Annotated in this window: 20 protein-coding genes and 1 other RNA gene; 12 read left to right on the top strand and 9 right to left on the bottom strand. The window is 71.7% G+C overall.

Annotated elements, in window-relative coordinates:
* Positions 1-74 precede the first annotated feature (74 nt).
* The 3 genes from DVH02_RS07865 to DVH02_RS07855 all read right to left on the bottom strand — a co-directional run bounded on the left by DVH02_RS07865 (position 75) and on the right by DVH02_RS07855 (position 3,187).
* Positions 75-1,259 (bottom strand): helix-turn-helix domain-containing protein, encoded by a 1,185-nt coding sequence (locus DVH02_RS07865; RefSeq protein WP_114622984.1) that lies wholly within the window; start codon positions 1,257-1,259, stop codon positions 75-77.
* Positions 1,260-1,458: 199 nt separating this feature from the next.
* Positions 1,459-2,262 (bottom strand): ABC transporter ATP-binding protein, encoded by an 804-nt coding sequence (locus DVH02_RS07860; RefSeq protein ID WP_114622983.1) that lies wholly within the window; start codon positions 2,260-2,262, stop codon positions 1,459-1,461.
* Positions 2,255-3,187, bottom strand: coding sequence for an ABC transporter permease (locus tag DVH02_RS07855; RefSeq protein ID WP_114622982.1), 933 nt, complete (start codon positions 3,185-3,187; stop codon positions 2,255-2,257). Before DVH02_RS07855 ends, DVH02_RS07860 begins: the two co-directional genes overlap by 8 nt.
* Positions 3,188-3,396: 209 nt before the next feature.
* Between DVH02_RS07855 and DVH02_RS07850 the strand changes: the two genes are divergently transcribed.
* Positions 3,397-4,020, top strand: a complete 624-nt coding sequence (locus DVH02_RS07850; protein ID WP_114622981.1) for a TetR/AcrR family transcriptional regulator — start codon at positions 3,397-3,399, stop codon at positions 4,018-4,020.
* A gap of 234 nt (positions 4,021-4,254) precedes the next feature.
* Positions 4,255-5,055 carry a dienelactone hydrolase family protein gene (locus DVH02_RS07845; protein ID WP_114622980.1) on the top strand — a complete coding sequence of 267 codons (801 nt, stop codon included), beginning with the start codon at positions 4,255-4,257 and terminating at the stop codon, positions 5,053-5,055.
* A gap of 177 nt (positions 5,056-5,232) precedes the next feature.
* On the opposite strand, the gene DVH02_RS07840 is transcribed toward DVH02_RS07845, so the two are convergent.
* The 4 genes from DVH02_RS07840 to DVH02_RS07825 form a co-directional block, all read right to left on the bottom strand.
* A complete protein-coding gene (locus DVH02_RS07840; RefSeq protein ID WP_114622979.1) occupies positions 5,233-6,114 on the bottom strand; it encodes a carbohydrate ABC transporter permease in 882 nt (293 codons plus the stop codon).
* Complete coding sequence (locus DVH02_RS07835; RefSeq protein WP_114622978.1) at positions 6,111-7,457, bottom strand: carbohydrate ABC transporter permease; 1,347 nt, start codon at positions 7,455-7,457, stop codon at positions 6,111-6,113. Before DVH02_RS07835 ends, DVH02_RS07840 begins: the two co-directional genes overlap by 4 nt.
* 4 nt (positions 7,458-7,461) lie before the next feature.
* Positions 7,462-8,883 carry an ABC transporter substrate-binding protein gene (locus DVH02_RS07830; protein WP_114622977.1) on the bottom strand — a complete coding sequence of 474 codons (1,422 nt, stop codon included), beginning with the start codon at positions 8,881-8,883 and terminating at the stop codon, positions 7,462-7,464.
* Between the two features lie 197 nt (positions 8,884-9,080).
* Positions 9,081-12,833 (bottom strand): FtsK/SpoIIIE domain-containing protein, encoded by a 3,753-nt coding sequence (locus DVH02_RS07825; RefSeq protein ID WP_114622976.1) that lies wholly within the window; start codon positions 12,831-12,833, stop codon positions 9,081-9,083.
* Between the two features lie 673 nt (positions 12,834-13,506).
* Between DVH02_RS07825 and DVH02_RS07820 the strand changes: the two genes are divergently transcribed.
* The 4 genes from DVH02_RS07820 to DVH02_RS35065 all read left to right on the top strand — a co-directional run bounded on the left by DVH02_RS07820 (position 13,507) and on the right by DVH02_RS35065 (position 19,011).
* Positions 13,507-15,270: a serine/threonine-protein kinase gene (locus DVH02_RS07820; RefSeq protein ID WP_114622975.1), complete on the top strand. Its 1,764-nt coding sequence runs from the start codon at positions 13,507-13,509 to the stop codon at positions 15,268-15,270.
* 137 nt (positions 15,271-15,407) lie between these two features.
* A complete protein-coding gene (locus DVH02_RS07815; RefSeq protein ID WP_114622974.1) occupies positions 15,408-16,643 on the top strand; it encodes a serine/threonine-protein kinase in 1,236 nt (411 codons plus the stop codon).
* A gap of 87 nt (positions 16,644-16,730) precedes the next feature.
* Positions 16,731-17,837 carry a peptide chain release factor 2 gene (prfB, locus tag DVH02_RS07810; protein ID WP_114622973.1) on the top strand — a complete coding sequence of 369 codons (1,107 nt, stop codon included), beginning with the start codon at positions 16,731-16,733 and terminating at the stop codon, positions 17,835-17,837.
* Positions 17,838-18,210: 373 nt separating this feature from the next.
* Positions 18,211-19,011, top strand: coding sequence for a hypothetical protein (locus DVH02_RS35065; RefSeq protein WP_158575849.1), 801 nt, complete (start codon positions 18,211-18,213; stop codon positions 19,009-19,011).
* A gap of 115 nt (positions 19,012-19,126) precedes the next feature.
* Here the strand turns inward: DVH02_RS35065 and DVH02_RS07805 are convergent, their stop codons facing one another.
* Positions 19,127-19,321: a hypothetical protein gene (locus DVH02_RS07805; RefSeq protein ID WP_114622972.1), complete on the bottom strand. Its 195-nt coding sequence runs from the start codon at positions 19,319-19,321 to the stop codon at positions 19,127-19,129.
* A gap of 295 nt (positions 19,322-19,616) precedes the next feature.
* Between DVH02_RS07805 and ftsE the strand changes: the two genes are divergently transcribed.
* From ftsE to ssrA, 5 genes are all read left to right on the top strand, one after another.
* Positions 19,617-20,306, top strand: coding sequence for a cell division ATP-binding protein FtsE (gene ftsE / locus DVH02_RS07800; RefSeq protein ID WP_114622971.1), 690 nt, complete (start codon positions 19,617-19,619; stop codon positions 20,304-20,306).
* A gap of 136 nt (positions 20,307-20,442) precedes the next feature.
* On the top strand, positions 20,443-21,360 hold the full coding sequence (gene ftsX / locus DVH02_RS07795; RefSeq protein ID WP_114622970.1) for a permease-like cell division protein FtsX: 918 nt from the start codon (positions 20,443-20,445) through the stop codon (positions 21,358-21,360).
* A 68-nt stretch (positions 21,361-21,428) separates the two neighbouring features.
* Positions 21,429-22,787, top strand: coding sequence for a S41 family peptidase (locus DVH02_RS07790; RefSeq protein ID WP_114622969.1), 1,359 nt, complete (start codon positions 21,429-21,431; stop codon positions 22,785-22,787).
* 34 nt (positions 22,788-22,821) lie between these two features.
* Positions 22,822-23,301 (top strand): SsrA-binding protein SmpB, encoded by a 480-nt coding sequence (smpB, locus tag DVH02_RS07785; RefSeq protein ID WP_114622968.1) that lies wholly within the window; start codon positions 22,822-22,824, stop codon positions 23,299-23,301.
* A gap of 192 nt (positions 23,302-23,493) precedes the next feature.
* Positions 23,494-23,880: a transfer-messenger RNA gene (gene ssrA, locus DVH02_RS07780) on the top strand.
* A 28-nt stretch (positions 23,881-23,908) separates the two neighbouring features.
* On the opposite strand, the gene DVH02_RS07775 is transcribed toward ssrA, so the two are convergent.
* A complete protein-coding gene (locus DVH02_RS07775; RefSeq protein WP_114622967.1) occupies positions 23,909-24,166 on the bottom strand; it encodes a hypothetical protein in 258 nt (85 codons plus the stop codon).
* Between the two features lie 82 nt (positions 24,167-24,248).
* Between DVH02_RS07775 and DVH02_RS07770 the strand changes: the two genes are divergently transcribed.
* A partial coding sequence (locus tag DVH02_RS07770) for a LysR family transcriptional regulator (protein ID WP_114622966.1) occupies positions 24,249-24,760 on the top strand: 512 nt, incomplete at its 3' end.

Genomic DNA, 24,760 nt, shown 5'->3' with positions numbered 1-24,760 from the left:
GGCCATGGTGGGAGCGCGGAAAGGCCCTGGCTATCACGGGATAGTGATAGCCAGGGCCAGGGGGTTACGGTACGTCAGGCGCCCAGCCAGGAGCCGTATGAGAGGAAGCTGTCGGGCAGTTGGCGTTTCGCCGCTTCCAATCCGGCGTACGTCTCCCGGACCGTCGCGTGGTAACGCGCCTGCTGGGGAGCGGCCTTGCGGGCGGACAGCAGATTCGCGAACGCGGCGTCCAGGTCGCCCGTCCACATCTGCGCGCGGGCCAGCTCCGCATGATGGTGGCTGCGCCGCGAGGCCGGCCAGCCGCGCGGCATGGTGACGGCCCGTCCGATCCGTGACGCGTCCTCGTACTGGTCCAGCTCGGCCGCCACCGAGACCCGGTGCACGGCCACATTGGTCGGTCCGAAGCTGAGCCAGTGGACCTCCGCCGCCTCGCCGGTGCCCCGGGCGATCTCGTCCGCCTGGTCGAGGTGGCTACCGGCCCGGGTCCTGTTCTGGGCCCGGCCCGCCATCACGGCCGCACCCAGGTGGAGTTGTCCGGTCACGACGTCCCGCTCGCGGCCCGTGTCGGCCTGCTCCAACGTCGTCAGACCGAGCGCCACCAGGCGCTCGCCCGTCCGGTACTGGCCCTCCCTGAGATAGGTCAGGGCCCGCATGTACCGGTACATCCCGCCGACCACCGCGTCCGATCCACGCTCCGCCGCCCAGTCCATGCGCGACAGCGCGATCGACGCGAGGTCGTTGAACCCGAGCTTCGCCGCGACGTCGTAGGCCGTGCGGTACGTGCTCGCCAGCAGGAGCCACCCCTCGGTGGTCCCCGCCGTGTGCGCGGCGGTCGTCGCCTCCTGGATCAGGCCGGCCACCTCACCGGCGGCCCGCTTGATCTCACCGGCGCGGACGATGACGAGGAGGTGGTCGGCGTCGTCGCTCAGGAGTTGGTGCGGGCGCGGGGTGATGTCCGGGTCCGGGCCGAGGTCGTACACGTCCAGGGCTTCCCGGATCGGCCTTATCAGCACGTCGAGTTCGTCGGCGCGCAGCTCGGTCACGTACGGCTGGCCGGTGATGGTCGCCACCTCGACCCGGAGGGCACGGGCGAGACTCGCGATGACGTGGGGGCTGGCGGGCAGCACGCCTTGCTCGGTCTTGGTGAGAGTGCTGTAGGGCACTGTTGAGAGGTCGGAGAGGGCACGCTGAGTGAGGTGTCTTTCCATGCGCAGACGTTTGATGCGTGCGCCTGTGTGGTCATGGGGCAGGGCGTGCATACAGGCTCCTGTTCTGACTCGACACCAGAACGGTACCCGCGCTCGGCCCGGCGGGTACAGGAACCGAGGCGCGCACCACCCACCGGGGACGTCGGTCCGGCTGGCCGCCCCCGCCTGCCGTGACGCCGCTCCGCCGTGACCCCGCTCGCCGTAACTCCGCTCGCCGTAACTCCGCCCGCCGTGATGCCGTCCCGCCGCGTCAGCCCCTCTTCCCGCCCTTGCCGCCCTTGGGCCCCTTCCCCGTGAACTCGTCGTACGCCGCGACGACCTCCGCCACCGGGCCGTCCCTCCGCAGCGTCCCCGACTCCAGCCAGATCGCCCGGTCGCAGGTCTCCAGGATCGACTGGTTGCTGTGGCTGACCAGGAAGACGGTGCCCGCCTGCTCGCGCAGTTCGGCGATGCGCCGCTGGCTGCGGCGCTGGAACTTCGCGTCACCGGTCGACAGCGCCTCGTCGATCAGCAGGACGTCGTGGCTCTTGGCGGCGGCGATCGAGAAGCGCAGCCGCGCGCCCATTCCCGAGGAGTACGTGCGCATCGGCAGGGAGATGAAGTCGCCCTTCTCGTTGATGCCGGAGAACTCCACGATGTCGTCGTAGCGGGTACGCACCTGCTCCCGCGACATGCCCATGGCCAGTCCGCCGAGGATGACGTTGCGTTCGCCGGTCAGATCGCTCATCAGCGCCGCGTTGACGCCGAGCAGCGAGGGCTGGCCCCGGGTGAAGACCCGGCCCTGTGACGGTGGCAGCAGCCCCGCGATGGCCTTGAGGAGCGTCGACTTGCCGGATCCGTTGGAGCCGATCAGTCCGATGGCCTCGCCCTTGTACGCGGCGAAGCTGACGCCCTTGACGGCGTGCACCTCCCGTACGCCGGGGGCCGCCTTGCGCGAGACGATGCGGCTGAGGGCGGAGGTGGCGCTGCCCCGGCCGCCCTTGGTGCCGTGGACCTGGTAGGTGATGTGCACGCCGTCGACGACGACGGTGGGGGTGGGTTCGGGCTCAGCCACGTCCGTACTCCTCCTCGGCCTTCCAGAAGAACAGGAATCCGCCGACGCCCGCGAGCGCCGCCCAGCCGAGGGCGACGGCCCAGATGTGCGGGGGCAGTTGTCCGGCGGTGAAACTGTCGATGAGCGCGAAGCGCATCAGGTCGATGTAGACGGCGGCCGGATTGCACTCCAGGGCCACCGTGACGAAGTGGGGCAGGTGGTCGCCGCTCGTCACCCGGTCGACGCTCCACATCACTCCGGACACGTACATCCAGGTGCGCAGCAGGAACGGCATCAGCTGCGCGATGTCCGGGGTCTTGGCGGCCAGCCGTGCCACCACCAGCGAGACCCCCGTGTTGAACAGCGCCTGGAGCAGCAGCGCCGGCACCGCCAGCAGCCAGCCGGGGCGCGGGTACTGGCCGAAGCAGACCAGGATCGCCACCAGCGCGCCCATCGAGAACAGCAGCTGCTGGAGCTGCTGCAGGGCGAGGGCGATCGGCAGGGCGGCGCGCGGGAAGTGCAGGGCCCGGACGAGACCGAGGTTGCCGGAGATCGCGCGGGTGCCCGCCGTGATCGAGTTCGAGGTGAAGGTCCAGATGAAGACGCCCGTCACCAGGAACGGGATGAAGTCCGGCACGTCGCGCTTGGTGTCGAGCAGGACTCCGAAGATGAAGTAGTAGACCGTCGCGTTGAGCAGCGGGGTCATGATCTGCCAGATCTGGCCCAGCTTCGCCTGGCTGTACTGGGCGGTCAGCCGGGCGGTGGCGAACGCGGTGATGAAGTGCCGACGCGACCAGAGCCGCCCGACGTACTCCGGCAGGGACGGGCGGGCGCCGCTCACGGTCAGGCCGTGGCGCAGGGCCAGGGCGGCGAGGTCGGACCCGGCGGTGGGGCCGGGCGGGGGTCCTGGGGCCCGGGGGGAGGGCGGTGCGATCGTCTGGCTCACGGTGTCGCTTTCGACGGTGGCTGTTTGCTGTTTTTGTTTCCGAGACCGGTGCGGGGTGGGCGGGGACGTGTTCCGCCGACTGGTCCGGCGGCGCTTTGCCGTCCCTTTACGTCGGAACGGGTCCGTATCGTCGTAACGACAAGGTAGGGCGACGAGCGTCGCAACGCAACCGTTTCGTCGTGACGCCGATGGCGCTATGCTCGGCCGTGATGACTACGGAACCGCGCCCCTCGGCCGCCTCCCGCACCGCTCGCCGTGCCCCGGCGGGCGCCGCCGTGCTCCGGGAAGAGGTGACCGACGCCATCCGCGCGGCCGTCTTCGAGGAGCTGGCGGCGGTCGGGTTCGCCCGGATGTCCATCGAGGGCATCGCGCGCCGCGCCGGTGTCGGCAAGACCGCCGTCTACCGCCGCTGGAAGTCCAAGCTGGCGCTCGTCCTCGACCTGGTCTCGGTCTTCGCGGCGCAGGGGCTGCCCGCTCCGGCGACCGGTTCGCTGTATGGGGACGTGCGCGCGCTGCTGGAAGTCGCCGCGCACGCCCTGCGCCACCCGGTCGCCTCGCAGGTCATCCCGGATCTGCTGGTGGAGGCGGCCCGGCATCCCGAGATCTCCGACGCGATCAAGGCGGCGCTGCTGGACGGACAGCGGGGCATCGCGGCGGTGATCGTCCGGGAGGCGGTGGCGCGCGGGGAGCTGCCGGAGGGCGCGGACCCCGACCGGGCCCTCGATCTGATCATCGGACCGCTCTACTGGCGGCTCGTGGTGGTACGGGGCGAACTGCCCCCGGGCTATCTGGACGATCTGGCGGCGTCCGCGGTGCTCGCGCTCAGCCGTTGAGACGGACTGACGGGCCCCGGGCTGGGTACGCGCCGGGGTGAGCAGCCGGGGTGGGACCGCGCCCGTTGGTTACGAGGGCGGACACTGCTACATTTCCGGAGGCCGTGCGAGAGATCGAGGAGGTGGTACCCGTGAACGCAGTATCGACATGGGTGCTCCCCTCCGGGGTCACGGTCGGGCGCTAGGCAGGTCGTCCGGGAGCGCCGTTCCAGCGCACTCCCGAAAGGCACGACCATGCGTTTCACTTCCGAGCGGCGCCTTGACGACGGCGTCCTCGAACGCGAATTCACCCTCGGTGAGATCCCCGGCATTCTGTGGACACCGGCCCCTGCTTCGGCCCCCGCATCGGCTTCGGCCCCCGCATCGGCATCGGTACCCGCACCGGCACCCTCTTCGACACCCGCACCAGCACCGCTGATCCTGCTCGGCCACCCTCCCCTCGGGCTGCGCAGGATGTACCCCCGGCTGGTGGCGCGGGCCCTGCACTGCGCGGCGGAGGGCTTCGCCACGGCCACCATCGAGCTTCCCGGCAGCGGCGACCGGCCCCGTTGGCCCGCCGTGGAGCGGGCCCGCGCCGACCTGCGCCGGGCGATGGAGGCCGGCGAGCCGGTCGGCGACGAGATCATCGACGCCCTCGTCCTTCCGCTGGTCGACAAGGCCGTCCCGGAATGGCAGGCCGCCCTGGACGCCCTTCTTCCGCTGCCCGGGATCGGCGGCCCGGTCGGGTACTCGGGGGGAGTGATCTCCATCGGCACCCGGCTGGCGGTGGTCGAGCCCCGCGTATCGGCCGCCGTTCTGTTCGCCGGGAGTTTCGTGCCTCGCGCCATGTTCGAGGAGGCCCGGCAGGTCACCATCCCCCTGCACGTCCTGCTCCAGTGGGACGACGAAGGGAACAACCGGCAGGCGGCCCTGGATCTGTTCGACGCCTTCGGCTCCGAGGAGAAGTCCCTGCACGCCCACATGGGCGGGCACACCGGCGTCCCGCAGTTCGCGGGCGACGCCGCGGCCCGGTTCTTCACCCGCCATCTGACGTGAGGCCGGGCCGTCGCGACGGCAGCAGACGGCAGCAGACGGCAACCGACGGCAGCAGACGGCAACCGACGGCAGCAGACGGCAACTGATGCCGACCGGCGTGGCCGCTCCTCCCCGTTCAGCGTGAAAGCCCAGGTCATAGACCCTATGACCTGGGCTTTCACGGGCTCCCGACGGGCGCTACTTCACCGCGCCCGCCATCACACCGGACACGAACTGCCGCTGGAACGCGAAGAACACGACCAGCGGGATGATCATCGAGACGAACGCCCCCGGCGCCAGCACATCGATGTTGTTGCCGAACTGCCGAACCTGCTGCTGGAGCGCGACCGTGATCGGCGGGCTCTTGGAGTCCGCGAAGATCAGCGCGACCAGCATGTCGTTCCAGACCCAGAGGAACTGGAAGATGCCGAGCGAGGCGATCGCCGGACCGCCGAGCGGCATCACGACCCGGGTGAACAGCCTCAGCTCGCCCGCCCCGTCGAGCCGCGCCGCCTCCAGCAGCTCCCTCGGGATCTCCGCGAAGAAGTTCCGCAGCAGGAAGATCGCGAAGGGCAGCCCGAAGGAGACATGGAAGATGATCACCCCGAAAGTTGTCTCAAAAATGCCGATGGCGCCGAACAGTTTCGCCACCGGAACCAGCGCGACCTGCACGGGCACCACCAGCAGCCCCACGACCACCAGGAACCACCAGTCGCGGCCGGGAAAGTCCAGCCAGGCGAAGGCGTACGCGGCGAGCGAGCCGATCACCACGACCAGGACCGTCGAGGGAACGGTGATCATGACCGTGGAGAACAGCGAGTGGGTGATCGTGTCGTTCTCCAGCAGCCGCGAGTAGTTCGCGGTGGTCAGCTGGGCGGGGGCCGTGAAGACCTTCCACCAGCCGCTGGCGTTGATGTCCGAGGAGTCGCGCAGCGACGAGATCAGCAGGCCGATCGTCGGCATCAGCCAGAACAGGCCGACGAGGACCAGGAAGACCCGCATCACCCCGCCGCCCGCGCGGGCGGCGATCCGGCCGCCGAGGGACGGCTTCGCCCTGACCGTGGTGGACTCGGTGGTCATCGGCGGGTCTCCTTCCGCATGCGCCGGATGTTGAACAGCATCACCGGCAGTACCAGCAGAAGCAGCAGTACGGCGATGGCGCTGCCGACCCCGAGATCCGCGTCCGTACCGAACGACGAGCGGTAGAGCTGGAGCGCCAGCACGTTCGCGTCGGCCTGCGAGGAGCCCGGTGGAATGATCAGGACCAGGTCGAAGATCTTCAGTACGTTGATCATCAGCGTGACCATGACGACCGCGAGGACCGGGGCCAGCAGCGGTACGGTGATCCGGCGGAAGACCTGCCACTCGGTGGCGCCGTCGACCCGCGCCGCCTCCATGAGTTCGCGGGGCACGCTCGCCAGGCCCGCCGCGATCAGCACCATCGCGAACCCGGCCCACATCCACAGATAGCTGCCGATGATCGCCGGGGTGACCAGCGAGGGACCGAGCCACTCCACCCCGTTGTACGGCTCCTTGAAGTTGGACTCGGGCAGCCGCAACTGGGCGCCGTCGGCGGCTGCGGGCAGGCTGAACGTACCGTCGGCGCCCGCCGTGGCGGTGGCGACGACTTTGCCGTCCTTCACCGCCTCCACCTTGAGCCCCTTGAGCCCCAGCTCCTCGGGGTCGATGACGTTGGGCTTCCCGCCGCCGCCCGGGGTGAAGTCCAGCCAGGCCGTACCGGTGACCTTGCCGTCCCCGGCCGTCGCCCCCTTGGCCGGGAGCGCGTCCGAGGGCATCTTGGCCGGCGGCACCCCGACGAGCGGCAGCAGCACCTCCGTACCGGCCCGGACGGGTTCCTTGGTGACGAACGTGCCGCCGCCACCCGCCTTCAGCGGATGCACCGGCAGCGGATGCGCCTTCGGATATCCCGCCGCGTCGCTGAAGGTGTCGTGCACCCCCACCACCACCGCGTTGGCGACGCCCCGGCTCGGGTCCTGCTCGTACACCAGCCGGAAGATGATGCCCGCGGCGAGCATCGAGATCGCCATCGGCATGAAGACGATCAGCTTGAAGGCCGTGCCCCAGCGCACCCGTTCGGTGAGTACGGCGAAGATCAGCCCGAGCGCCGTGGCGACCGTCGGGGCGACGACGACCCAGATCGCGTTGTTCTTGACCGCCGTCAGGATCGTGTCGTCGGTGAACAGCTCCACATAGTTGTCGAGTCCGGCGAAGCTGGTGCCGGATTTGTCGAAGAACGACCGGTAGACCGAGAACCCGATGGGGTAGACCACGAGCGCGCCGAGCAGCACCAGCGCGGGCAGCAGAAAGCCGACCGCGACAGTTTTACGTGTGCCTGTCACGCTCTTACGTGTACGGGGGACGGGGGGCGCCGGTGCGGCGCCCCCCTTGACCGGGGATGTCATCCCGTCAGCTCTTGTACGCCTTGGCCGCGGCCGATTCCAGCTGCTGCTGGACGCCCGCGATGTCCTTCGGGTTCTTCAGGAAGTCCTGAAGGGCCTTCCACTCGCCCTTGCCGGGCGTCCCGCCGAACGACTGCGGCATCTGGTCCGACATGTCGAAGCGGAAGTCGTCGCCCGCCGCGATGAGCGCCTTGGCGATGTCCCGCTGGACGTCGTTGGGGTACGCGGCGACGTCCAGGGACTTGTTGGGCGAGACGAAACCGCCCGACTCCGCCCAGATCTTCGCGGCGTCGGCGGAGGCCAGGAAGGTCAGCAGCGCCTGCGCGCCCTTGGTGTCCTTGAGCGCCACGGCCGCGTCGCCGCCCGTCACCACCGGCGAGTCGGTGCCGACCGCCGGGAACGGGAAGACCTTCGCGTCCGTACCGATCTTGGCTTCGGTCTCCGCGATGTTGACGCCGACGAAGTCGCCCTCGAAGACCATCGCGCCCTTGGGCTGGTCACCACCGGTGAACGTCTGCGTGACGGACGCCGGGAACTCCGTCTGGAGCGCGCCGTCGGTGCCGCCCGCGATCAGGCTCGGCTTGCCGAACAGCTCGGCCAGAGTGGTCAGCGCGTCCTTCACCGACCCGTCGGTCCACTTGATCTCGTGCTTCGCCAGCTGGTCGTACTTCTCCGGGCCCGCCTGCGAGAGATAGACGTTCTCGAACCAGTCGGTGAGGGTCCAGCCGTCCGCGCCGCCGACCGAGACCGGCGTGACGCCCGAGGCCGAGATCGTCTCGGCCGTCGACAGGAAGTCCTTCCACGTCGTGGGCACCGAGGCGCCCGCGTTCTCGAACGCGGCGTTGTTGTACCAGATCAGCGACTTGTTGGCGGCCTTGAAGTAGACGCCGTACTGCTCGCCGTCCACCGCGCCGAGGTCCTGCCAGCCCTTGCCGTAGTTCTTCTCCAGCTGGGCCTTGGCCTCCGCCCCGGCCGGCTTGGCCCACTTCTTCTCGACGGCCTGCTGGATCGCGCCGACCTGCGGCAGCATCGCCACGTCCGGCGGACTGCCCCCGGCTATCTTCGTGCCGAGGAAGTTGACGATGGGATCCTGTGCGGGGACGAACGTGACCGTCGCCCCGGTCCGCTTCTCGAACTCGGTCAGCACCTTGGTGAAGTTCTTCTGCTCGGCGCCGGTCCACACGGCCGCGACCTGGATCTTCTCGCCGTCCAGCTTGGGCAGTTCGACCGTGACCGCCGACGGCTTGCCCGAGGCGTCGCCCGGGTCCTTGTCGTCGTCCGAGCCGCCGCCGCAGCCGCTGAGGGCCACCGCGCCGACGGCGACGAGCGCCACGGCCGCCCGGCGGGACACCAGCCCCGTCCGGGCGGATCCTCCGCCGGAACCTCTTCCGGCACCAAGAACCTTGCTCGTTGTCCGAGTTGTGCGCATCACTGCCCCGTCTCTTCCCGTGTGCGTACGGATCTACGCAGGCGGGACCGGCGTCGCGGCCGTGACGTGGCGGCGCTGCTCTCGTCCCGTGGGCTCAGTCCTACGCCGGGTGACCGGGGGCCGCAATAGCGATCCCGGTCGCAAGTCCTTGATCGTGATGGGCTCGTGACGTCGCAGGTGAGGACGGAAACGGATCTTCATGGGTGAGCCGGGGTCAGTGGTGCCGACGGGGTGGCGCCGACCGACCGGGCCGCCCGCTCCAACGCGCTGGCCAGCAGCGCGAGATCCGTCGGCCCGTTGCCCAGCTCCCGCACCGGGCGCCTGGCGGGCGGGTCGCCCATCCGCTCCCACTCCAGCACCACGACGGTCGGCCGCAGCGTCGCCGTACGCGGGATACGGCCGGTGACCCGGCCGCCCTGGAAGGGCGTGACCCTCCCGTCCGGATGGCCCAGCCGACCACGCCCCGGAGCCGGTTCGTCCGGACCCGGCGCGACGGGCGGCGCGTCCAGCACCACGCGCAGCCGCGCGCCGTGCGCCAGCTCCGTGTCGACGGTGCGCTCGGGGCGGGCCGAGGCGGCCACCAGATGCACGCCGAGGCGCTCGCCCTCACGGGCCACCGCCTCCAGCGCCCGTACGACCGAACCGGCGGCGGGCCGACCAGGACTGCCCAGCGCCGGTGCGACCAGCGCGTCGAAGTCGTCGACCAGGACGACGAGCCGGGGGAGCGCGGCGGACGGCTCCTCCTCGGCCCTGCCCCGTTCCTGCGCGACGGACGCCATGGACGCCACGGCGTCGGGGCGCAGCCGCAGCGCGCCGCCGGACGCGGAGTCCCGCCCGGGGCGCTGATCGGCACGCTGGTCGGCGCGGTGCGTCTCTTGGCGGGACTGGTCGGCGCGGTGCGTCTCCTGGCGGGACTGGTCGGCGCGCGGCCGGTCCATACGCTGCTCGTCACCGCGCCGGTCCATACGCTGCTCGTCACCGCGCCGGGCCGCCCGCTGCTCCGCCGCGCCCGGCCGACGCTGGCCGATCACCCGGTCCGCCGTCTCCCGACGGCTGTGCCACTCCGCGAAGTCCAGCCTCCCCAGCAGCTCGGCGCGCCGCTTCAGCTCCGCGCCCAGTGCCTGCGCGAAGTGCCGCATACGCACCGGGTCGGAGGCGACCAGATGCTCGGTCACATGCGGCAGGTCCGTACAGACGGACAGGCCGCCCGCCGCGCCGTCGCGCTCGCCCCCCGCGCCGTCGACCAGCAGCAGCCCCAGCCGGTCGGGGCGCGCGGCGGCGGCCAGCGAGGCGGCTATCGAACGCAGCAGCTCCGTACGGCCGCTGCCCGTGGGCCCCTCGATCAGCAGATGCGGGCCCTCCTCCAGCAGATCGAAGCTCACCGGTCCGCGCGGACCGGTGCCGAGCACCACCGTGCAGTCGTCCGTACGGTCCGCAGCGGACGCCCAACGGGCCATCAGGGACGCCGGGGTGGCGCGCGCGAGCCCCAGCTCGTCCAGCAGCCTGGACGAGCGCGGCAGCGCCGCGGCGGGCCGCTCCCGGCCGCTGCCCACCGCCGCGCGCAGCGGCGCCAGCGCCCGGCCGAAACGCTCCGCCCACGCGGGCGAGACCGCGTCCACCACCGCGACCGTGCCATGCCCCGCGGGCTGGCCCACCGCCGTACGCAGCAGCCGCAGCGCGGTCGCCACATCGCCGCTGAGCAGCGCGACGGCACCGCACTCGCGGAACGGCAGCGAGGCCGCGCACGCCGTCTCGTACGTCGCCGCGATCGGGGAGTCCGGCGACGCGGACGGCGTCTCCGCCAGACAGATCAAGTGGACCCCGGCGGCGGCCCCGGCCCCGGCCAGCTGCGCCGCCGACTCGCGCAGCGCGGCGGAACCGGGGTCGCCGTCGACGATCACCAGTGTGTGCGGGCCGTGATGCCGGGCGCCCGCCTCCGTGACCGTCCACGGATCGGCCGAGGCCCAGCCGGAACCGAGCGGTCCGTCGTCGAGCCGACGGGTCAGCTCCGTGATCCTCGCCGCCGCCTGGTCGCGGTCGAAGGCGAGCAGCAGCCGGCAGTCCTGCCCGTGGGCCGGGCGTACGTGCGGCAGCCAGCCGAGCCAGCCCCAGTCGCGCCTGCGCTGCTCCAGGCTCAGGGCCCGGTCCGCGCTGATCAGCACGATCTCCAGATCGGCCGGGGAGTGCAGCGCGGCGAGCTGGGCCACCGCCCAGCGGGTCAGCCCGGTCAGCCGCTCGCGGGGACCGGCGAGACCGAGCGAACCGGCCTCGCGCAGGCCGACCGTCACCGGCACCAGCGGCAGCGCGCCACGCCCGTCGGCGGCCGGGCGGTCCGCCGTACCGAGCCGGACGGCGAGCGCCTCCGCGTGGCGGCTGCCGCGCTCCCACAGCCGGGGGCCGGGGCCGAGCGCGGTCAGCAGCACGGCGGCCGGATCGGGCCAGGTCTCGGGGCGGGGGGCGCGACCGGCGGCGCCCGCGGGGCTCAGCGGGCCGGGGGCGGCCTCCGGCTGCTCCTCGCCGCGGCTTCCGGCGAGCCGGCGCGCCCAGGCGCCTATGCCGCGCCGCCGGGCCGCCTGGTCGGGCGCGTCGGCTGCCTCGGGCGCCGCCGTCCCGCGCGGGGGCGTGTCCTGCCGCCGCGAGGAGGGGGCGGTGGTCCGGGCCGCCGCGCCGCCGGGGCCGTCCGTACGGCTCGTACGGCTGTGCCCGTGGGGGCCCTCGTCGCCCCGGCCGCCGTCCTGCGGCCAGGCCGCGCCGTCGGGACCGTCCGGCCCGTCGGGCGCGACCGCCCTGCTGTGGGTGGACCGGGGCGGGGCGGGGCGCTGGGACCGCTGCTGCGTGCGCGCCGTGCGCGTCGTCCGGGAGTCGAGGTCCCCGCTCGCGTCCCCTGGCGCGTCCGGCGAGCCGGGAGCGGCGCCCGGGGCGCCTGGCGGCGGGGCGAGCCTGGCGCCGTAGTGTGTGTCGGCGCCGCGCGGGTCCGGTACGCGGGGGGCGCCCGGCGGGTTGCCGTACTGCGAAGCGCCGTACTCCGGGCCCGGGATCGGGCTCGTCCGCCCCGGCCGGTACGGCACGGCCGCGCCGCCGTCGGCCGCGCCCGCGGGCCCGGCCGGTCCGCCGCCCTGCCCGCCGTGCGCGGGGGCGGGCTCGCGCGGGCCGTCCCCGCTCGCGTGCCGGGGGCCGGGCGCGCGGGCGGTCGCGGGGTGGCCGCCCGTCCCGTACGCGGCCGTCGTCGGGCCCGCGGCGCGGGCCTCTCCCGCCGTCTCGTCCCCCGGGGCCCGAGCGGCGTCCGTCGCCGGGGCGCCGGGCGGCGGGCCGGAGGCGGCCAGCCGCAGATGGCCCTCGCCGTCCGGCGCGGTCGGCAGCCCGGCCGCCCGGATGCCGGGGGCCAGCCGCAGCGCGGACTCGCCGATCCGCAGCAGCGCGCCGGAGGCGAGCGCCACCGGCCGCTCGCCGATCCGGGAGCCCTCCAGCCAGGTGCCGTTGGTCGAGCAGAGGTCCGCGACCGTGACCGAACCGTCCTCGGCGACCGTCACGGCGCAGTGGAGCCGGGAGACGTCCGGGTCGTCCAGCGGCACATCGGCGTCGGCCGAGCGGCCGATCCTGATCTGGCCGCCGTGCAGCAGATGCACGCCGCCCGCGTCGGGCCCCGCGACCACCTGGAGCTGCGCCGGCACGTCGTCCGCCGACGTGTCGTCCGGACCGGGAAGCTGGAGGGAGACCACGGCGCCGTCTATGAGCGGCGGCTCGCCCAGCGCGCAGCGCTGCGCGTCCAGCCGCTCCCGGCCCGAGTAGACGACGACGGCGCCGGGGGCGTCGGGGCCCGAGACGGCGGTGGCCAGGCCGGAGGCGACGGCGGCGAGCGCCGTCCCGGCCGGGGCGGTGACGAGCACGTCACAGGCGCGCACGGCGGCATGGCCGCTACGCGGCGCGAGGACGGTCAGCCGGATCTGCATCGCCGTCAGCGGTCCCTTCTGCGCGGGGTGCCCGGCAGGAGTGCCCTCTGTCCACCCCCCACCGCGCACGGACGCGTCGTCCGGTACAGGTCGGCACGGGCGATGTGTTCCCCATCCCACTCGTCGCGTGCTGGGGGCATCCTCGCACCTGCCGCTGACAACACGCCCGCCGACCGCCGACAAGTGATCTTGAATGGTCGGTGGTTGGCGGAAAAGTGCCTGCTTGGATACTCCTTCGATACGGCTTGGGATCGTCTGTGATGTGCGCCGCGCCGCCAAGGTGATCCGTACCGCGCCGCCACGGTGATCCGTGGCGCACTGTGACCGACTCCGCCGCCCGGCAACCAACCGCGCGATGCCGACGTCTTGTCCTCGGACGACGAAGAACGACGAAGAACGACGAAGAACGCCGGAGTACGACGAAGAACGCCGGAGTACGCCCAAGAACACCGGAGTACGCCCAAGAACACCGGCAGTACGGCCGGAGAACGCCCAAGAACACCGAAGTGCGCCGGACAAACGACGAACCTGTGTGAGGGACAAGACGGACAGCGACCGCGTGGCCGGTGATTCCGCCCCACCCTGACCCGGACCGGCCGTCTCCGCGCGCCGACCGGTCTAAGGTGGTCGGGAAGCTTTGAGAGACGACCTCGATCAGCAGGGAGCGCATGGAGTGCGGCCCGTAGGCAGCAAGTATCTGCTCGATGAGCCCATCGGGCGCGGCGCCACCGGCACCGTGTGGCGGGCTCGTCAGCGGGAGACCGCGGGGGCCGAGGCGGCGGTGGCCGGGCAGCCGGGCGAGACCGTCGCGATCAAGGTCCTCAAGGAGGAGCTGGCGAACGACGCGGACGTGGTGATGCGCTTCCTGCGCGAGCGCTCCGTCCTGCTCCGGCTCACGCACCCCAACATCGTGCGCACCCGCGACCTGGTGGTCGAGGGCGATCTGCTCGCACTCGTCATGGACCTGATCGACGGCCCCGACCTCCACCGTCACCTGCGGGAGAACGGCCCCTTCAGCCCGGTCGGCGCCGCCCTGGTGACCGCCCAGATCGCCGACGCGCTCGCCGCGAGCCACGCTGACGGCGTCGTGCACCGGGACCTCAAACCCGCCAACGTGCTGCTGCGGACCATCGGCGACCAACTGCACCCGATGCTCACCGACTTCGGCATCGCGCGCCTCGCGGACTCCCCGGGCCTGACCCGTACCCACGAATTCGTCGGCACGCCCGCCTACGTCGCGCCGGAGTCCGCCGAGGGCCGCCCGCAGACCTCCGCCGTCGACATCTACGGCGCGGGAATCCTGCTGTACGAGCTGGTCACCGGCCGCCCGCCGTTCGCCGGGGCCACCGCGCTCGAAGTGCTCCAGCGCCACCTCAGCGAGGAGCCCGTCCGGCCCGCCACCCTGCCCGAGCCGCTGTGGACCGTCATCGAGCGCTGCCTGCGCAAGGACCCCGACCAGCGGCCCAGCGCCGTGAACCTGGCCCGCGCCCTGCGTACGGTGGCCGCGGGCGTCGGCGTGCACGCCACCCCCGCCCAGGCCGACGCGGCACTCGGCGTCGCCGCGCTCCTCACGCCCGACCCGTCGCCCGCACAGGTCCCCGCACCCGAGACCTTCGGCGGCGGCGACGCCGACGCGACACAGGTCCTGCCGAGCAACGCGGGCTCCTACGACCCGGCTGCCGCGACCAGCGTCCTGCCGGCCACCGGTCCCAACGCGGCGACCAGCATCCTGCCGACCGGCGCGGCGGGCCCCGGCCAGGGACCCGGTTCCGGCCGGGGCGAGGCCGACCCGACCGCCATGATGCCGCCCGTACCGCCGGAGCCCGACGGGCCGCACCCCTGGCAGAGCCAGCTGCAGGCCGCCCGCGACCGCAACGACCAGACCCAGGTCCAGTACCTCGACCCCAGCCAGGACCCGCTGCGCCGCCGCCCGCAGCGGCAGCCGCAGCAGGCGCCGTATCCGCAGCAGGGCCAGCAGCGGTACGGCGGCCAGCAGGGCCAGCAGCAGCACGGCGGCGGCCAGCAGGACCGGCCGTACGGCCAGCAGCAGTACGCGCCCCCTCCCCAGCAGGCCCCGCAGCCCCAGCAGCAGCCCCAGCAGCGGCCCCGGCAGCAGCAACAGCAGCGCTACACACCGCCCCCGCAGGCGCCCGAGCGCCGGCCCCAGCGACCCGCGCCCCGCCCGGAGCGCGAGCCCCGGGAGCCGCGCCCGCCGCGCCAGCGCAGCGCCAACCCGATGCGGATCCCGGGCCTCGGCTGCCTCAAGGGCTGCCTGTTCACGCTCGTCCTGCTCTTCGTCGCGGGCTGGCTCCTGTGGACCCTGACCCCGCTGCCCGAATGGTTCGACACGGGCAAGGGCTACTTCGAGACGCTCAGCGACGCGGTCTCCAAGGTGTCGGACTGGTTCTCCCGACTGAGCGATTTCGCGTCCAGCTAGTGATCAGGTCCCGGCGGCAGAAGCCACGGACCGGTACATACCACCGGCCGAAGCGGGGGCCCGGCGTCGACAGGGGCACGGAGCACCCCGATTCCCGCGTACTTTGAGGGGCAACGCCAGCCGCTGAGGGAGCAGTCTTGGCACGGAATATCGGCAGCCGGTACACCGCCCATCAGATCCTGGGGCGGGGCAGCGCCGGCACGGTGTGGCTCGGCGACGGCCCCGAGGGCCCCGTCGCCATCAAGCTGCTGCGCGAGGACCTGGCCTCGGACCAGGAGCTGGTCGGGCGCTTCGTACAGGAGCGCACCGCTCTGCTCGGGCTCGACCACCCGCGCGTGGTCGCCGTCCACGACCTCGTCGTGGACGGCAACGACCTGGCGCTCGTCATGGACCTGGTCCGCGGCACCGACCTGCGCACCAGGCTGGACCGGGAACGGCGGCTCGCCCCCGAGGCGGCGGTCGCGATCATCGCCGACGTCGCCGACGGCCTCGCGGCGGCACACGCCGCGGGAGTCGTCCACCGCGACGTCAAGCCCGAGAACATCCTCCTCGACATGGAGGGCCCGCTCGGCCCCGGCGGCGCGCACCCCGCGCTGCTCACCGACTTCGGCGTCGCCAAACTCATCGACACGCCCCGGCGCACCAAGGCGTCCCGGATCATCGGCACACCCGACTACCTGGCGCCGGAGATCGTCGAAGGGCTGCCGCCCCGCGCCGCCGTCGACATCTACGCGCTGGCCACGGTCCTCTACGAGCTGCTCGCCGGTTTCACGCCGTTCGGCGGCGGCCACCCCGGGGCCGTGCTGCGCCGTCATGTCACGGAGACCGTCGTCCCGCTGCCGGGCATCCCCGAGGAGCTGTGGCAGCTCCTCGTCCAGTGCCTGGCCAAGGCCCCGGCCTCCCGGCTGCGCGCCTCGGAGCTGGCGGCCAGGCTCCGCGAGCAACTGCCGCACCTCGCGGGAATTCCGCCGCTGGACGTGGACGAGCCGGACAGCGAGCCCACCGAGCAGCCCTACGAGGAGCCGGAGACGGCCGCCCCGCAGGAGCCGCGCCGCCGGGGCGCGGTCCCGCTGGTGCCGGGCGCCGCTCCCGACTCCAACCGCGACACCCACACGAGCATGCGCGTGCCGGGCCCCGACGAACTGGCGGGCGGCGCCCGCGGCACCGCCCGCGCACCCCGCTCAGCGGGCCAGCGCCGGCCCGGCTCCGCCCGGCACAAGGCGGAGGCGGTCCGCAAACGCCGGATCACGCTGGGGGCGGCGGCGGTCCTGCTCGTCGCGGCCCTGGGCGTGGGCGGCTGGTTCGCCACGAGCGGCGGGAGCGCGGACGAGGTCCCGGGCGACTCGAAGCAGACGACGTCGCCGGTCCCGTAGCCGCGCGGGCTCGCGTGGGCCCGAGCCGCACGGGCCTCGCGCGGGCGGGGAGCCGAGCCCCCAAAAAGAAGGGGTTACGCTGGACCCGTGGCAGTCGTCGATGTATCCGAAGAGCTGAAGTCCCTCTCCTCGACCATGGGGTCGATCGAGGCCGTCCTGGACCTCGACAAACTGAGGGCAGACATCGCCGTGCTGGAGGAGCAGGCCGCGGTGCCATCCCTCTGGGACGACCCCGAGGCGGCGCAGAAGATCACCAGCAAGCTGTCGCACCTCCAGGCCGAGGTCCGCAAGGCGGAGGCGCTGCGCGGCCGTATCGACGACGTCGGAATCCTCTTCGAGCTGGCCGAGGCCGAGGACGACGCGGACACCCGCGCCGAGGCGGAGTCCGAGCTGACGTCGGTGCGCAAGGCGCTGGACGAGATGGAGGTCCGTACCCTCCTGTCCGGCGAGTACGACGAGCGCGAGGCCCTCGTCAACATCCGTGCCGAGGCGGGCGGCGTCGACGCCGCCGACTTCGCCGAGCAGCTCCAGCGCATGTATCTGCGCTGGGCCGAGCGGAACGGCTACAGCACCGAGGTGTACGAGACGTCGTACGCGGAAGAGGCCGGCATCAAGTCGACCACCTTCGCCGTCAAGGTGCCGTACGCGTACGGCACGCTCTCCGTGGAGCAGGGCACCCACCGGCTGGTCCGTATCTCGCCGTTCGACAACCAGGGCCGCCGCCAGACGTCCTTCGCGGGCGTCGAGGTGCTCCCGGTCGTGGAGTCGAGCGACCACGTCGAGATCGACGAGTCCGAGCTGCGCGTGGACGTCTACCGCGCCTCGGGCCCGGGTGGACAGGGCGTCAACACGACCGACTCCGCCGTCCGTATCACGCACATCCCCACCGGCATCGTGGTCTCCTGCCAGAACGAGCGCTCGCAGATCCAGAACAAGGCGAGCGCCATGAACGTCCTCCAGGCGAAGCTGCTCGAACGCCGCCGCCAGGAGGAGCAGGCCGCGATGGACGCGCTCAAGGGCGACGGCGGCAACTCGTGGGGCAACCAGATGCGTTCCTATGTCCTGCACCCGTATCAGATGGTCAAGGACCTGCGCACCGAGTTCGAAGTGGGCAATCCGCAGGGCGTACTCGACGGCGAGATCGACGGTTTCCTGGAAGCCGGAATTCGCTGGCGCAAGCAGCAGGAGCGCTAGGCCCTGTCAGGCCCTGTCAGGCACTGTCTTCGACACGGCGAGAACGCGCGCGGAGGTCCGAGAACGCGCGCGGAGGTCCGAGAACGCGCCGAAACTCGCGATTTATCGACATGTACAGCTGGGAACTGCCGCCCTGAGGGCGGCAGTTCGTTTTTATGTCACAGTTGCATCCCCGCACGTCGGACAAGTGGCGTGATGTCCGGTCATCGCGCACGCAACGACCTTGACGCTCATTTGAAAACCGGGAACTCTGACGTTTGGCATGCGTATTTCCGGGGCCCGTGTGAACGGGGGCGACGCACGAATGACCTCCAGTGGCCACGGGCCCGGACGCTGCACCACTGACGAATGACCTACTGGGGGTAGCAACCAGATGACCAAGAAGACGCGTATGCGCGTGGCCCGTGTGGCGGCCGGAGCGGTGATCGCCGCCGGTGCCTCGCTGACCATCGCGGGCGCCGCTCAGGCCGCTGGTATCGGCGTGTCTGTCAAGACCGGTGTCGCGGATGTCGGTCTCGGCATCGGCGATGACGATGGCGGCACCACGGACGGCGGCGGCGACCCGGGCGGCGTCGACGGCGGCGCCGACGCCGGTGCGAGCGAGGGCGGCAACACCGAGGGTGGCACCGACGGCGGCACGGAGGGGGCCACCGGCGAGACCACGACCGGCGGCACCGAGGGCACGACCGGCGAGACCACGACCGGTGGCACCGACGGCGGCACGGAGGGGACCACCGGCGAGACCACGACCGGCGGCACCGAGGGCACGACCGGCGAGACCACGACCGGTGGCACGACCGGCACCACCGGCGAGACCACGACCGGTGGCACCGACGGCGGCACCACCACCTCCGGCGGAGACACCGGCGGTTCCACCAGCGGCAGCTCCACCAGCGGCGGTTCGTCCTCCACCGGTGGCAGCTCCAGCACCGGCGGCTCGACCGACGGCGGCTCCGCCTCCACCACCGGTGGCTCGACCACCGGCGGCAACGGCACGGACACCGACAGTGTCGGCTCGCAGCCGGTGCAGCAGGGTGAGGTCAAGGAGGAGCTGGCCGAGACCGGCGCCGCCGAGACCACGTTCCTGCTGATCGGTGCCGCGACCATGATCGCGGGTGGCATCGGCTTCCGGATGCTGCCGCGTCTGGTCGCCGGTGGCCGCACGGCCGCCTGAGGCCCGTAGCGCAGCCACAGCCGTAACGGCACCACACGGCTGGACACCCGCACCACGGACAGACAGTGAGAAGGGCCCGGACGCCGGTTTCGGCGGCCGGGCCCTTCTCGCCCGGTTACGCGGGCTGGTGAGCCGCCACCAGCGCCACCGCGGCCACGAGCAGTACCAGCAGCGTCAGCAGGGCCACCGGGCTCAGACCTCCCAGAGGGCCCTGCTGCTGAAGACGTTCCCGGTGGGCGCGGCATACGCGGCAACGGCCCTCGGCGACCGGCCCCGCGCAGTTGGCGCACACCAATCGGTCGTAGGTCATGCGCATTCCTCCTCACCGCGCGGCGGAGCCGCTCAGTGCGTGTCTCTCCGCTCAACGCTCGGGGGAACACCACCGTTCCCCCCTCTACTGTGCCAGTTCCCGGCCGTTTCGGCGCGGTCGGCCGGAATCCGCCGGCCCGCCACCCCTGGCGGCCCCCGCGTATCCGTGATAAATCACCCAAGCGCGGACCCGGACCGCCGGGTACGGGCGGCCAACCTCGGACGCGGACTGCGCGCGTCGGCCCGGTTCGCGTAATGTCTCGCTCACCTACTCCCTGCTGACCGTGGTGCATCCCGTGATTCGATTCGACAACGTCTCCAAGACCTACCCGAAGCAGAACCGCCCCGCCCTGCGCGACGTCTCTCTCGAAATCGAGAAGGGGGAGTTCGTCTTCCTGGTCGGCTCGTCCGGTTCCGGCAAGTCGACCTTCCTGAGACTGCTCCTGCGCGAGGAGCGCACCAGCCACGGCATGGTGCACGTTCTCGGCAAGGACCTCGCGCGCCTGTCGAACTGGAAGGTGCCGCAGATGCGCCGCCAGCTCGGCACGGTCTTCCAGGACTTCCGGCTGCTGCCCAACAAGACCGTCGCGCAGAACGTCGCGTTCGCGCAGGAGGTCATCGGAAAGCCGCGCGGCGAGACCCGCAAGGCCGTCCCCCAGGTGCTCGACCTGGTCGGCCTCGGCGGCAAGGAGGACCGTATGCCCGGCGAGCTGTCCGGTGGTGAGCAGCAGCGCGTGGCGATCGCACGGGCCTTCGTCAACCGCCCGATGCTGCTGATCGCGGACGAGCCGACCGGCAACCTCGACCCGCAGACGTCCGTCGGCATCATGAAGCTGCTGGACCGTATCAACCGCACCGGTACGACGGTCGTGATGGCGACGCACGACCAGAACATCGTCGACCAGATGCGCAAGCGCGTCATCGAGCTGGAGAAGGGCCGGCTGGTACGAGACCAGGCACGCGGTGTCTACGGCTACCAGCACTGAGCGCCCGCCACCCGCACTCGCACCCGCACCCGCACCCGTACCCGCACTCGCACCGGCCCCGGTAGCGAACACCGAGCACCGGGCACCGGGTATCAGCAGCATCTGCGCACCGAGTATCAAAAGCTGAAAGGACGCCATGCGCGCCCAGTTCGTCCTGTCGGAGATCGGCGTCGGTCTTCGCCGGAACCTCACGATGACTTTCGCGGTCGTCGTCTCCGTAGCCCTCTCGCTGGCTCTGTTCGGCGGCGCCCTGCTCATGAGCGAGCAGGTCAGCGTGATGAAGGACTACTGGTACGACAAGGTCAACGTCTCCATCTTCCTCTGCAACAAGAACGACGCGGCGACCACGCCCAAGTGCGTCAAGGGCGCGGCGACCGCTCAGCAGCGGGACCAGATCAAGGGCGATCTGCAGAAGATGGACATCGTCCAGAACGTCCACTACGAAACGTCGGACGAGGCGTTCAAGCACTACAAGGAGCGGTACGGCGACAGCCCCATCGCCGCCACCATCACCCCGGACCAGATGCCGGAGTCGTTCCGCGTCAAGCTCAAGGACCCCGAGAAGTACCAGGTGGTGGCGACGGCCTTCGCCGGTCGGGACGGGGTCCAGTCCGTCCAGGACCAGCGGGACATTCTCCAGAACCTCTTCGATCTGATGAGCGGGATGAGAATCGCCGCGCTCGGGGTGATGGCGCTGATGCTGGTGATCGCGCTGATGCTGATCGTCAACACCGTGCGGGTATCGGCGTTCAGCCGCCGCCGTGAGACGGGGATCATGCGGCTGGTCGGCGCCTCCAGCTTCTACATCCAGATGCCGTTCATCATGGAGGCCGCGTTCGCCGGGCTGATCGGTGGCGCCGTCGCGTGCGCGATGCTGCTCGTCGGCCGCTATTTCCTGATCGATCACGGGCTCGCCCTCGCCCAGAAGATGGAACTCGTCAACTTCATCGGCTGGGACGCGGTGCTCTCCAAGCTTCCGCTGGTGCTCGCGATCGGTCTGCTGATGCCCGCCATTGCCGCTTTCATAGCGCTGCGCAAGTACCTCAGGGTGTGACAAGCGCCCCGTGCGGCGCCCCCGGCAAGCGCCTTTGAGGCGTCGTTCGTTGTCCTACACTCGACGCCATGTCGGGCTCCGAGGCGTACCGAGGACCCCGCGGCGTGGGCCGCGGGGCGGCTCTGGCATTGGTTTTCGCGAGCGTGCTGGCCGCGGGCGCGGCCACCAACTCGCTGCCGCGCGGTGAGGAGAAGACGTCCGGCGCCGCCGCCCGCCCGGTGGCCGCGACGGTCGACCGCGACGAGATGACCCGGGCCGCGGCCAAGGCCATGGCCGACGGCGAGTCCGCCACGGAGGCGGCCGAGGAGGTCGTCAGCCGCAGCGGCGACCGCTGGGGCGCGGTGTACGACAAGCGGGAGTACGAGGAGTTCCGGCAGGCACTCGACGGCGAGTACACCGGGGTCGGGCTCTCGGCCCGGCGCACGGCGGGCGGCCTGATCGAGGTCACCCGCGTACAGCCCGGCGGTCCCGCGGCGACGGCCGGTATCGGCCCGGGTGACACGGTCAGGAGCGTCGACGGTACGGGAGTCGCGAAGCGGCCCGTCACCGAGGTCATGGCGCTGCTGCGCGGCGACAAGGCCGGCGGCGGTACGGGGACGGCGGGCGCGGGGACGAGCACGACCGGTACGGGTACGACGGGTACGGGTACGACGGGTACGGGTGCGACCGGTACCGGCACGCCGGATACCGGTACGGGCTCGACCGGCGCGAGCGGCGACACGGGCGGCGAGCGCGACACCGTCGGCCGGAAGGCGTCCACCGTCGGCACCCGCGTCGTGCTCGGCCTGGAGCGGGACGGCCACCACTGGACGCGGACCCTGCGCCGCGCCCGGCTCAGCACCGAGTCCGTCACCGTCGACCCGATCGCGGGCGGCGCGCGGCAGATCAAGGTCAACGCGTTCACCAAGGGCTCGGGCGAGCGGGTACGCGAAGCCGTCCTGGACGCCCCGCCCGGCGCCGGGGTCCTGCTCGACCTGCGCGGGAACGCGGGCGGGCTGGTCGACGAGGCCGTGACCGCCGCCTCCGCCTTCCTGGACGGCGGCCTCGTCGCCACGTACGACATACGCGGTGAGCAGCGCGCCCTCTACGCCGAGCAGGGCGGCGACACCGCGCGGCCCGTGGTGGTGCTGGTCGACGGCGGCACGATGAGCGCCGCCGAGCTGCTCACGGGCGCCCTCCAGGACCGCGGCCGCTCCGTCACCGTGGGCTCGCCCACCTTCGGCAAGGGCTCGGTCCAGATGCCCAGCGAGCTGCCGGACGGCTCCGTCGCCGAGCTGACCGTCGGCCATTACCGCACCCCGGCCGGGCACGGGGTGGACGGCGAGGGCGTCACGCCGGATCTGGTGGCGGGCCGCGGTGCCCAGGAGCGGGCCAAGACGGTGCTCAGCGGCCTCGGCGGCGGAGCGAGCGGCACCGCGCCGGAGTAAAGGAGTTGCGCCGGGGTGCGAAAATGGCGGGACTATGGCTAAGGAAACAGGGCGCAAACTGATCGCGCAGAACAAGAAGGCGCGGCACGACTACCTCATTCTCGACACCTATGAGTGCGGGCTCGTGCTGACGGGCACGGAAGTGAAGTCCCTGCGCCAGGGGCGGGCCTCGCTGGCCGACGGCTTCATCCAGATCGACGGTCACGAGGCGTGGCTGCACAACGTGCACGTGCCCGAGTACAGCCAGGGGACGTGGACCAACCACACGGCCCGGCGCAAGCGGAAGCTGCTCATGCACCGCGCCGAGATCGACAAGCTGGAGTCGAAGTCCCAGGAGTCCGGCCATACGATCGTGCCGCTGGCGCTGTACTTCAAGGACGGCCGGGCCAAGATCGAGATCGCGCTGGCCAAGGGCAAGAAGGAGTACGACAAGCGCCAGACGCTCCGCGAGAAGCAGGACCGGCGCGAGACCGACCGGGCGGTCGCCGCGGTCAAGCGGCGTCAGCGGGCGTGAGCGGGCGCCGAAGGACGTGAGCCCGGTCCGGCGGCGCGGTTCGGTCGTGCGTCCGGTCGCGCGTCCGGCGGGAATAGGCTGGCACGGTCGTGCGTTGGTCACGTAGGATGGAACCCGTACCGGCGCACAGCGGGTACACGCTCATGAAAATGGGCACAGGCCCATGAGAATGGGCTTTTGAAAAAAACACATGGGGATGATCGGTTTCGACATCGGATGTCGAAGCAGGGGAAGCGAGTCGAGGAAGCGGCAATGATCTCGTTAACCATATGTCGCAAACAATAATCGCCACTTCCAAGCGCGATTCCTCCGCCTTCGCCCTCGCTGCCTAATTAGCAGCTAGCGAAGACTCCGCGGAGTGTCAGCCCGGGGCTGTTCCCGACCCGGTTCCTGGCATCAATCAGGGAACTAAACCGCTGAGTCCGGTCACGGGACGCAGCGGGAAACCAAACAGTGACTGAGCCCGTCGGAGACTTGTCCGTGTGATCTCCGGGGCCGAGAAAATCGTAGCGGACTGCACTCGGAGAAGCCCTGGTTCCGCACCGTTGGACGCGGGTTCGATTCCCGCCATCTCCACAATTCTCATGTGAGGCGAAGGCCCCGCTGCTCAGGCAGCGGGGCCTTTGTCGTGGGCGCTGTCCCGCCCCATGCGGCGGGACAGCGCCCACCGGACGAGCCGTACGAGCCGGACGAGCCGTACGAGCCGCACGGGCCGTACGAGCCGTACGGGCCGGACGAGCGGCGGCAGGCTCGCCCGGTCCTCTGGGGACGGGCGGGCGGCCAGTACCAGGGTGTGACCGGTGACGGTCAGCAGGGGCGGGTGGGCGGAGTCGGCCGGGCGGCGCGGAGCGGGGGAGAGGGGCATGTGTCCACCCTCGCGCCGCGCCCCGCACCCCGTCCAACACCTGGTCAGTGGCCATTGACGCACTTCTGTTGTTGAATGCCGCATGGCCATTCCCCGGGACGTCGACCCCCGGCTGCTCCGCGCGTTCGCCACCGCCGCCGAGGAGTTGCACTTCACCCGCGCCGCCGCCCGGCTGTACGTCGCGCAGCAGGCGCTCAGCCGCGACATCAGACGGCTGGAACGGGCCTGGGGCACCGACCTGTTCGTACGGACCACCCGCCAGGTGACGCTGACGGCGGACGGCGAGCGGCTGCTGCCCTACGTACGGCGGGTGCTGGCGGCGCAGGACGAACTGCTGGCGGCGTGCGCGAACGGGACGTCCCCGCTGCTCGTCGACCTCAACAGCGAGGGGCTGATCTCCGGCCGGGTGCTGGCGCGGGCGCGCGAACTCGCCCCCGGCCACGAGCTGATGGCCCGCTTCGAGAGCGGACTGACCGGCGCCGCCGCCGAGATGCTCGCCGGGCGCCTCGACGTCTCCTTCGGCTACTTCGGCGGCCTCGCGCCCGCACTCCGCTCCGGGCTGCGCCATCGCCTCGTACGGTACGAGGCGATGGC

The organism is Streptomyces corynorhini (assembly GCF_003346515.1).
Taxonomy (GTDB): Bacteria; Actinomycetota; Actinomycetes; order Streptomycetales; family Streptomycetaceae; genus Streptomyces; species Streptomyces corynorhini.
The sequence above is the reverse complement of the archived record's forward strand: the minus strand, read 5'-3'. Positions and strand labels throughout refer to the sequence as shown.